The 4,465-nt window shown below is 64.3% G+C and carries 4 protein-coding genes and 1 pseudogene; 3 read left to right on the top strand and 2 right to left on the bottom strand.

The annotated features are described in order from the left end of the window. From istA to BV908_RS21800, 3 genes are all read left to right on the top strand, one after another. Positions 1 to 1,452 (top strand): IS21 family transposase (istA, locus tag BV908_RS21810; RefSeq protein WP_103737366.1); only part of this gene is annotated, 1,452 nt, incomplete at its 5' end. Between the two features lie 36 nt (positions 1,453 to 1,488). Beyond that, entirely contained in the window at positions 1,489 to 2,226 is a 738-nt protein-coding gene (istB, locus tag BV908_RS21805) for an IS21-like element helper ATPase IstB (RefSeq protein WP_011805003.1), read from the top strand. Between the two features lie 159 nt (positions 2,227 to 2,385). Continuing rightward, positions 2,386 to 3,009 (top strand): site-specific integrase, encoded by a 624-nt coding sequence (locus BV908_RS21800; RefSeq protein ID WP_103739193.1) that lies wholly within the window; start codon positions 2,386 to 2,388, stop codon positions 3,007 to 3,009. A gap of 252 nt (positions 3,010 to 3,261) precedes the next feature. Here the strand turns inward: BV908_RS21800 and BV908_RS21795 are convergent. Beyond that, positions 3,262 to 3,536: pseudogene (locus BV908_RS21795) on the bottom strand (IS110 family transposase); the annotation flags it as partial. A gap of 372 nt (positions 3,537 to 3,908) precedes the next feature. Next, positions 3,909 to 4,340 (bottom strand): IS200/IS605 family transposase, encoded by a 432-nt coding sequence (gene tnpA, locus BV908_RS21785; protein WP_026437438.1) that lies wholly within the window; start codon positions 4,338 to 4,340, stop codon positions 3,909 to 3,911. Positions 4,341 to 4,465: the final 125 nt, after the last annotated feature.

The raw sequence follows: 4,465 nt of genomic DNA, 5'->3' as shown, positions 1-4,465 counted from the left end.
CTCGGCATCTCCAAATCCACTGTCAGCGAGATAGCCAGCTACGCGCGCGTGGCCGGCGTGGACTGGGCACTGGCCCAGAGCCTGAACGACGACGAACTCCAGGCCCGGCTCTACAAGCCACCCGTGGCGCGCGAGTCCCGGCACCTTGAACCCGACCACGCCCACATCCACCGCGAACTGCGCCGACCTGGCGTGACGCTGCAGTTGCTTTGGGAGGAATACCAGCAACAGCACAGCGGGCAGGCGTACAAGTACAGCGCCTTCTGCGAGAAGTACAAGGCCTGGGCCCGGCGCCTGCAGCGCTCCATGCGCCAGACCCACACGGGCGGTGACAAGCTCTTTGTGGACTACGCCGGCCAGACCGTTCCCGTGGTGGATGCTGACACTGGCGAGATACGCCAGGCCCAGGTCTTCGTGGCCGTGCTGGGCGCATCGAACTACACCTACGCCTGCGCCACCGCCAGCCAGAAGGCCACCGACTGGGTGGCCAGCATCATTAGCGCGCTGGAGTTCATCGGCGGCGTGCCCCGCCTGCTGGTGCCTGACCAGCCGCGCGCCCTCATGGCCCGACCCGACCGTTACGAGCCCACCGCGCACCGCCTGCTCGAAGAGCTCTGTGCGCACTACAGCCTGGCCGTGATGCCCGCGCGCCCGGCCAAGCCACGCGACAAACCCAAGGTGGAGGTCGCTGTGCAGGTGGTCGAGCGCTGGATTCTGGCCAGGCTGCGCCACCAGACCTTCTTCAGCCTGGCCGAGCTCAACCGGGCGATTGCCGCCTTGCTGGTGGACTTGAACCAGCGCGCGTTCAAGAAGCTGCCGGGCAACCGCACTAGCGCCTTCGCCGAACTCGACCGGCCAGCCCTGCGCCCCCTGCCGCCGGTGCGCATGCCCATCGCGCGCTTCAAACCCGCCCGCGTCAACATCGATTACCACGTTGAGCTCGATGGCCACTACTACTCGGTGCCCCACGCCCTGGTGGGTGAGCCGGTGGAGTTGCGCATCACGGCCGGCACGCTCGAAGTCCTGCACGGCAGCAAACGCGTGGCCGCCCACGCCCTCAATCCCCGACGGGGTGCACACACCACCACGCCCGAGCACATGCCGGCCTCGCACCGGGCGCACCTGCAGTGGACGCCGGCCAAGCTCATCGCCTGGGGTGAGCGCGTGGGCGCGGCCACCGCCGCCGTGGTGCGCTGGCAGATGGAGCACCGCCAGCATCCCGAGCAGGGTTACCGCTCCTGTCTGGGCCTCATGCGCCTGGGCCGTGAGTACGGGGCTGACCGGCTGGAGGCCGCCTGTGCGCGGGCGCAGTCGATTCGCTCACCGTCCTACAAGAGCATCGCCTCCATCCTGGGCTGCGGCCTGGACCAGCGGCCGCTGGATGCGCCGATGGCCGCACAGGCGAGCCTGCCGCTGCACGAGAACGTGCGCGGGCCGGGCTACTACCACTGAACTCCAACGTGCAAGCAAACCTAACAAGGAAGAACCATGCTCAACGAACAGACCTTGAACCAACTGCGCGCCCTGCGCCTGGACGGCATGGTGGCCGCCCTCAGCGACGCGGCCACCCACATCACGGCCAGCGAGCTGCCCTTTGAACAACGCCTGGCGCTGCTGGTGCAGCGCGAGGTGGACTGGCGTGACAGCAAGCGCCTGGAGCGCCTGTTGAAGGCGGCCCGCCTGAAGGTCTCCAGTGCCTGCCTGGAGGACATCGACTGGCGCGCCAGCCGGGGCCTGAGCCGAGAGGTCATCACCAGCCTGGCCGGCGGGGACTGGCTGCGCCATGGCCACAACGTGCTGCTCACCGGCGCCACCGGGTGCGGCAAGACGTGGCTCGCCTGCGCACTGGGGCAGCAGGCCGCGCGCCTGGGCTTCTCGGTGCTCTACACCCGCGCGCCACGGCTGCTGCAGGAGCTGCACGTGGCCCACGGCGATGGCAGCCTGGGCAAACGGCTGGCGCAACTGGCGCGGCTGGACCTGCTCATCCTGGACGACTTCGGCATCGCGCCGATTGCCGCGCACGAGCGAAACGACCTGCTGGAATTGCTGGACGACCGGGTGGGCACGCGCTCGACGCTCATCACCAGCCAGTTGCCGGTGACGGCCTGGCACGCCTGGCTGGACGAGCCCACGCTGGCCGACGCCATCCTGGACCGCATCGTGCACGGCTCGCACAAGATAGCCCTCAAGGGCGAGTCGATGCGCAAGCTCACCAAGGCCGTCTGAGCCGGCCGCGCCGACCGCCATTCCACGCTGATGGCGGACACTTCGGCTACGATTTGAGCGTCACTCAGGACACCCGCGCAACGTGTCCGCCATCGCCTGGAACGCTGTCCGCGATGGAAATGGAATCACTGTCCGCCATCAGTGGAATGCGCACGCCACATGGCCGCAGTGCTGACGCCAAAACAGGCGGGCCAGCTACTGCGCGACATGGAGATTTACAACGGCAGTCCTGTCACCCGTGAAGCCCTCCTGCTTTCCGCCCTGACATTCCAGCGCCCCGGCGAAATCAGGCAAATGGAATGGGCCGAGCTGGACTTCGACAATGCCCTGTGGACGATCCCCGCCGTCAAGATGAAGCGCACCAAGCAAGCCAAGATGAGCGGACGCCCGCACTATGTGCCGCTGTCCCCGCAAGCCGTGAAAAGTCTTCAGCGCCTGAAACCACTCACTGGCCATCACAAGTATGTCTTCCCTTCCCTGCTGGGTGAAGGCCGGCGCATGAGCGAAAACACGGTAAACACCGCGCTCCGCAGAATGGGCTATGACAACGAAACGATGACCGCCCACGGCTTCCGTGCAATGGCGCGCACGCTGATCGTGGAGAACCTGAACGTGGCGCCCGATGTGATCGAGGCGCAATTGGCCCACGGCAAAAGCGGCCCCCTGGGCATGGCCTACGACCGCGCGGAGTTCATGACCCAACGCCGAAAGATGATGAACGAGTGGGCGGACTATCTCGACAAGCTGCGCCAGGGCGCGGACGTAGTTCCCCTGCGGGCCTGAGATACCGGCAAGCCCTGCGCCGGACTATGCAGGGCAAAAAGGCGGCGACCGGGAAGCCTGAGAACAACCTGGCCGCCTGACCATCATCAAAAGGATCTTTGAAAATGGCTACTGGGACTGTAAATCACATTGACCGCGAAATGGCTGTATCGGAAGCAGTGGCCTTGGGTGACTTGGTGGATTGGGTAACCAAAGCCAAGGACTTGATTGATGAAATCCTCATGTGCGCGCAGCCAGCAGCGTCTGCGCCGGCGTCTTCACCGGCACGAAGCGCATGTGCGGGCGGGTTGCCCATCGGCCGCACCGTTCTTGCGTCCCTTGCCGGCCATGCGGTAGGGCGTGACGAAGTGGCCTGCAATCAGCCGCGCATCCAGCCCATAGCCGCGCAGCTTGCGTGCCCAGTGATGCGCACCGCCGCAGGCCTCCAGGGCCACCAGGCAGCCGGGAGGCAGCTGCGCGCACCAGGCCGCAAACTTGTCAGCGGCCAGCGCCTTGGCAACCACCACGCGCGCATCCACCGCATGCACCTAGATAACCCGCTTAGCCAGATCCACCCCGACTCGCGCAATCTCGTTCATGGACTTCCCCTTCACATGGCTACAGATTGACGACTTGGGGAGCACCATCGCGGCGGCAGCCAACATTTGTTTCCTGGCTGCTTACGATTGATTCACATCGATCGGCCAGCAGATCGCTGGATGTTGGCTCTTGACTTTCTGCATGTTAGGTGCAACATCCAGCAAAGTCTTGCAAGAACTTCCTCGAGCGAGGCCGCGTGACGACGGAAGGTAACCATCCCCCGGCAAAGCCGGGGGCATTCGGGATGTGAGCCGCTCAAAGCGGCTGTAAGGGGTCGCTAACGCGGCCCCTCATTCTTGGGGCCACCTATCGGTGGCTACTCACCTCCATAGACCGAGTTGGTCCAACCTCTCGTCTTCCTTCTCCTGGTTTCGGATGTACTCCCGTATCACCGCTTCGTCGCGTCCCACCGTCGAGACGAAGTACCCTCGCGCCCAGAAGTGCTGACCCACGAAGTTGCGCTTTCGCTCTCCGTACACCCGCGCAAGGTGGATTGCGCTCTTGCCTTTGATAAAGCCCACCACCTGCGACACCGAGTACTTCGGTGGGATCGACAGCATCATGTGCACGTGATCGGGCATCAGATGCCCCTCTTCAACCCTGCATTCCTTTTGCGCGGCCAACTTTCTGAATACCTCACCCAGGTGTTCGCGTAGCTGCTTGTACAGCGTTCGCCTTCGACACTTGGGGATGAAGACCACGTGATATTTGCAATCCCAGGCCGTGTGACTCAAACTTTCATACTTGTCCATCGTGTTTCTTCCTTTCGTTTGCTTGGCGGCTCACGATTGAAAGTCTCTACGGTGGACAACCTCCTGAAAAGTCAAACTTCTACTGCCTCCCCGGCAGAGCCGGGGGGCCTCCTTTTGGTAGCTAG

It is taken from the genome of Diaphorobacter sp. LR2014-1, from assembly GCF_002916785.1.
Classification (GTDB): domain Bacteria; phylum Pseudomonadota; class Gammaproteobacteria; order Burkholderiales; family Burkholderiaceae_C; genus Diaphorobacter; species Diaphorobacter nitroreducens.
Note: the sequence above shows the minus strand (reverse complement) of the source record. Positions and strands in the feature narration are given on the sequence as shown.